The organism is Caldisericia bacterium (assembly GCA_021158845.1).
In the GTDB taxonomy this organism is placed as follows: Bacteria; Caldisericota; Caldisericia; order B22-G15; family B22-G15; genus B22-G15.
In genome coordinates, this window is the sequence record JAGGSY010000132.1 from 1 (window position 1) to 5,487 (window position 5,487).

Here is a 5,487-nt window from a genome sequence, read left to right on the forward strand (position 1 = left end):
AGGTAGGTTAAACGCATATGCCATAGTAAAAAATCTTTTAGAGAAACTTGTGAATTAGTGTGAAATTTAGATTTTATTGACATTGAGAGGATTTAACCATAAAATTTAAATAGAAAACTTTAAGGAGGTAGAGGCACCATGAAAAAACCAATTCCAGCAAAGTTAAGGAAGACTGAGTACACATTTAAAGCAGAGTGGTTGGAGGGACTTGTTCAGGCACCTTTGAATGCTCCAGAAATGCCACCAATGTGGTCTGAGATTGTTGACAGGGAAGGAAACAAGCATCAGGTTTTGATCCGCCCAATCAAGGAAGAAGAGATTGATCCGATGCTTGGTTTTATTAAAAAATACCTTGATGTTGAATATGATTTCTATGACATCGTTGGAGCAAGAGTTTTTGCAGAACTTCTTGCCATTAAGAGAAAAAGAATGAAAGACGAGTATTTCTTCCTTGGCTTAGAGAATGGAGTTCCAGTAGGGATGGCCAATGGAAGAATAAGAGACGAGAAGGTGAATATTTCTCTCCACACCATGGCATTCAAGAGAAAAGTGAATGCAGGTGCAGTTTTATTCTATGCAAAGGCATGGTATGCTTTTGAGATATGTAAAAATGAGGAGTTCTGGGCAACATTTGAAAGTTACAATGGTTGGAGACTGGGTGGACTCCGTATGGCACTTCCAACATATCCATGGCCTGAGTATCAGCATGAACTTGGTGGAGCAAAAATTTACTATCTCTCAAAGAAGCAGTGGGAAGAGGAGATTAAAAAAGATTACCTTGAGCATGTAGCACATGGCTCATTCTTCAAACCCAATCCACCAGAGGAACTCATAAAGAAGAACGAAAAGATAATTATTCCTGAGGAGATTGAGGTTTAATTTAAAAGAGAAACAAAATAAAAAAGCCCCAGGAATTCCTGGGGCTTTTTAAATTTATACCTCTTTACTCCTTCATCTTCCAGGCAACAAATCTACCCCATGCTGACTCAAGTTCCATACCCTTAACTACAAATGCTGCAATATAGTATCTTCCGCTTGGAAGATGAGCAATATCTCCTGCAAGGTTTTCAGCATGTACAAGGTGTTTCGGGAAGAGTTTAATGTGCATTACCTGATAGAATTCATCAATTGGATACATCTCATCCCAATCTTTACCAAACTGTTCGATGAGTTTTTTGTTTGCCTCTTCAAATGTTCTTGGATGCCAGATTCTCATTATCGTGTTCATTGGGTGGTCGGCGCTTACTGCATCAACCCCTATCCACTTTATCTTCATATCAAGTGCCCACTGAGCAAAATCAGGGGATGGTCCTGGGTGTTTAACCATGTATCTAAACTCATCTGAATCAGGGCTATTCCATCCATACTTGTACCATCCAGTCTTTATAATAAGGATATCACCTTTACGGATATCAACAACTTTCTTTATCATTTCAGGGGTGTAAACACTGGAGTTACTTACCATATCAGAGATATCTGCTATAACTCCTGGACCAACCCAGTCCTCCAGTGGAGTTTCACCTATTGTTCTTCCTGCTGGATAGAAGTGCTTTTCACCATCCATGTGTGTTGCAAGGTGAATACTTGCATTACAGATGGATGCATTTCTTCCAAGTCCAAACTGCTGACCACCAACTCTCTTATGATACTTTATTGAGAGAGGTTCGTAGTTTAACCACTGTGGTGTCCTTACGCTGAATGGAACAGTTAAGTCATACTGCTCCATTGATTCCATGATCTGGATGAACTCATTGTTGTCCATACCTTCTGGAGCTTCATAAGCTACAACTCTTGCCCATGCAGATTCAGTTTCCATAAATGGAATTGGCTCTGCTGCAATCCATAATCTCTTTCCCTTTACCTTATCAATATCTCCACCAATGCTTTCAACAAATAGAAGGTGAGATTTTGGAACCTTTATGTGCATTAACTCATAGTACTCTTCCTCAGGGAACATCTCTCCCCACTCTTTTCCAAAGTCTTTCCTTAACTTCTCCTGAGCCTTCTTAAACTCTCTCTCATGCCACCATCTTATTGGGGTGTTCATCGGATGTTCAACCATTCCACAATCAACACCAACCCATTTGAGTTTCATCTTCATTGCCCATTCGAAGAAATCCATGGAGGGTCCTGGGTGTCTCACAAGGTAGTGGAATTCGCTGGAGTCTGGTTTCTCCCATGAGTATTTGCTGTATCCTGTATAGATAATGAGAATGTCTCCTTCTTTTACATCTGCCTTTTTCATTATCATTTCAGGAGTGTAAACGCTGTAATCTGATACCATATCTGATATATCAACTACGACACCAGGTCCTGAAAGTTCTTTAAGTTTAATATCACTTATTGCACGGCCACCTGAATGATAGGCAGTCTCTCCAACAAGGTGTGTCCCTGTGGTATTGCTCCAGTTTAAGATTTGTCCATTTGCACCTTGTCCTCCTCCATAAGCTCCCGTTACTCTCTTAAAGAAGTGAATCTCAAGTGCTTTGTCATGAGGCCATGGAGGAGTGAAAATGCTTAAAGGCTGAGTTAAATCATAAAGTTTTGCTTTTTGCATCAAGTTTAAGAATTCCTCGTTGGTCATATCAACCAACCTCCTTTTTTAAGTATTTAATTACTTACTGCCATATTTCTTTGAAAAGGCAACAACTGCTTTCTTGAAGCACTCCATTGGGGCATCGACAAGTCCTGCTCCAACCTGACCAACTCCTGGATCCTTGTGAGCCACACCTGTATCAAGGAATGGAGGTATATTCTTCTGAACAACCTTTAAAATGTCTACGCCTGTTGGCGTTCCTCTGAAGTCAAAGTATGGAATCTTGTATGCATTGTTCTCTCCTACTGTAATTTCATACATTTCACGGTTCTTATTCACTGCAAGTTTTACAGTTCCACCTACAAACTTGATAATGGCTGGAGCTGATGCAATTGCCATTCCTCCAAGTCCGTTCGTTTCCATAATTGCACTATCACCAATATCACGTCCCACATCCTCTTTCTTAAATCCAGGGAATAGAAGCACATCTGGAACAGGTGATGGTGCTGTGAACCACTCATCTCCCAGTCCAGAAACTCTGATTCCCCAATCTGTTCCATTCCTTGCCATAACTGTAACCATTGAACTTCCTTCAATATTCTCTGCTGGTTCAAGACTTGCCTTGCAGCTTGCCATTACAAATGGAAGGAATGTGTGAATATTTGCGAACATGAAATCAATTACATCGTTGGTTTTCTTTATATCATCCATTGTCTGAAGAAGGTATGGAGTGATTTTTGCGAAGAGAAGATATGATGCAGCTCTACTTCTATTGTGAAGCTCATCACCCATTGTAAGAGCTTCTGCCATAATTGGCTTCATCTCCATTTTTCCAGCCTTTCTTATTGCTTTCTGAAGAACTGGAAGTTCCACTTCCTCCATCCATTTAAGTCTCTCAATAACATCGGGAGAGTAGGCGCCCATTCTCAAGACTTTTCCAATACCCTCGTTTAGATTGCAGTAGGCTTTATTACCAAAAGTCTCGTTCTCAATAACAACGACAGGCATGGAGGGAGAAATAATACCTGCCATTGGGCCAACTGCATGATGATGATGGTTTGGTTCAAATATGATTTCACCAGATGCAGCAAGTTCTGCTGCTTCCTCTGGAGTTTTAGCAAGACCTTCATAGACAAGGGCTCCCATAACAGCACCTTTCTGTGGTCCACTCATTCTCTCCCATGTGACAGGTGGTCCCGCGTGTAGAAGCATATTCTTTTTCATACCTGGAATGACGTCAATGGCTTTTTGGACATCTACCCATACTGGTTGTGCATCAAGAACACGTTTTAAAGCCTCCTGATTGGCTTTTTCAATGTCTACCACTTATGCACCTCCTTTATTTTTTTATAAAAAAAATGTTTTGTGGAATTCAAAAAATGAGGTGTTGTGTGAAGGTAGGTTTTTAACCCGCATATTTGAATCAACTCTTTTGTTAAGTAAAGACTACATTTGAACAATCTTTCACCTACCTTACCGAAAGTTTTAACCAATTTCTATTTTATATCTTTTAATCTGATTGTCAAGAGTTTTTATATGCAGAAAAAAACTTTTAATATGTGGTTTTATTGTCAATTTGTAATCATTTAAACGAATGTTACTTAAACTCTTTTAATATTCTGTAATTCCATGAATGGGTGCTGTATTTTTCCTTCTCAAGTTTGTTTGCAAGATGAATGATACCTTCTTCTGGTTTTTCTAAATATGAAACTCCATCCTTTCCAAATAGTTCCTTTACTTCACTGATAAGAATATCAAGAAGTGATTGAAGCTTTACACTGGGTATGTATCTATCAAGAGATGTAAAGAAAGAGGTATCCTTTAAATAAAAGATCCTTTTTATCTCCTCCATCTCAAGAGATATGGGAATTGAACCATGCTGAAGAATCCCCTCTCTCTTTCTTCTCTGTGCAGAACCAACTATCTTTTTTCCATATATGGATATTTCGTAGTAGTTGGAGGAGGAAAAACAAAAACTATGCTTTCCTCCACTCTTTTTTGTGATTTGAGGTTTGAACCCCAGTCTGGTTAAAAAATTTAAAAATATTCTTGAGATGACTTTAAAGGATTCTACAGTACTTAATTTATAAATTTCATGGGATGAGGGTATTACAATTGAGTATGTTATTTCATTTGCATGGTAAACTCCCTTTCCACCAGTGGGTCTTCTTACAAAAGGAATATTTTTCTCCCTGAGATACTCTAAATTTATCTCTTCTACAGATTGAAAGAAGCCGATGGAGACACTATAAGGTTTCCATCCATAAACTCTAAATACAATGGAGTTATCCTCTCTCCTTGATGTAAGAAGTGCTTCATCAATAGCCATGTTTCTGTATGGAGAAAAGTAACCCCAGTTTATAATTTTAAGAGGGAAATTTCCTTTTCCCATTCCTCCTCACTCAACTTATATGGATAGTTATACATGGTCCCTTTAGGTTTCTCATTGTAGTAAGGTCTATTGCAATCTGGGCATCCCCTTGTAACAAATGGGTTGAGTTTCTTTAGTTCATCTATAGAGATTTTTGGTAGCTTGAGGAGTCTGTCTTCTTCAAACTCAAAATCTGATAGAGAAGTACCTTTCTCTATCAGTTTTGTAGCAACCTGAATCTTTCTGTATCTTAGAATATCTGGAGGATTTAAGTCTTGAAGCTCTGTTCCTCTTACAGGAGTGAATGCAAAGAGAGCAACCTTTATACTGTTTTTTGTAAATATTTCATAAAGGGATAGAATTTCTCTATCACTTTCGCCAAGACCAACTATTATATGTGTTGTAATTTTTCCCTTGTGCTTTTCACCCATTTTTAAAATAAATTGGAGTTTTTTAAAGAAATCTCCTCCTCTAAGGGATTTATGAAGTTTTGGATTTACAACATCAATTGGTAATCCAATCCTTTCTGCACCAAGAAGGAAAAGTTTATCTATAAGTTTTTCTGAGTATGTATTTATAC

The 5,487-nt window shown here is 38.4% G+C and carries 5 protein-coding genes and 1 pseudogene; 1 reads left to right on the forward strand and 5 read right to left on the reverse strand.

What is annotated here, in order from left to right; all coding sequences use genetic code 11:
- Positions 1-138: 138 nt before the first annotated feature.
- The gene (locus J7J33_04875; protein ID MCD6168621.1) at positions 139-879 is read left to right on the forward strand and encodes an N-acetyltransferase; all 741 of its coding nucleotides are present in this window, start codon (positions 139-141) and stop codon (positions 877-879) included.
- A 64-nt stretch (positions 880-943) separates the two neighbouring features.
- Here the strand turns inward: J7J33_04875 and J7J33_04880 are convergent, their stop codons facing one another.
- The 5 genes and pseudogenes from J7J33_04880 to J7J33_04900 all read right to left on the reverse strand — a co-directional run.
- On the reverse strand, positions 944-1,762 hold the full coding sequence (locus tag J7J33_04880; GenBank protein ID MCD6168622.1) for a cyclase family protein: 819 nt from the start codon (positions 1,760-1,762) through the stop codon (positions 944-946).
- Positions 1,763-1,765: 3 nt separating this feature from the next.
- Positions 1,766-2,584 (reverse strand): annotated as a pseudogene (locus J7J33_04885) (cyclase family protein).
- 30 nt (positions 2,585-2,614) lie between these two features.
- Positions 2,615-3,862 carry a DUF1116 domain-containing protein gene (locus tag J7J33_04890; protein MCD6168623.1) on the reverse strand — a complete coding sequence of 416 codons (1,248 nt, stop codon included), beginning with the start codon at positions 3,860-3,862 and terminating at the stop codon, positions 2,615-2,617.
- Between the two features lie 271 nt (positions 3,863-4,133).
- Entirely contained in the window at positions 4,134-4,928 is a 795-nt protein-coding gene (locus J7J33_04895; protein ID MCD6168624.1) for a lipoate--protein ligase family protein, read from the reverse strand.
- Positions 4,895-5,487, reverse strand: a 593-nt coding sequence (locus J7J33_04900) for a radical SAM protein (protein MCD6168625.1), incomplete at its 5' end; no start/stop codon positions are given. The genes J7J33_04895 and J7J33_04900, both read right to left, overlap by 34 nt.

Coding starts and splice junctions, on each gene's coding strand:
- J7J33_04875 (MCD6168621.1), top strand. CDS start 139: ATGAAAAAACCAATTCCAGCAAAGTTAAGGAAGACTGAGTACACATTT.
- J7J33_04880 (MCD6168622.1), bottom strand. CDS start 1,762: ATGGACAACAATGAGTTCATCCAGATCATGGAATCAATGGAGCAGTAT.
- J7J33_04895 (MCD6168624.1), bottom strand. CDS start 4,928: ATGGGAAAAGGAAATTTCCCTCTTAAAATTATAAACTGGGGTTACTTT.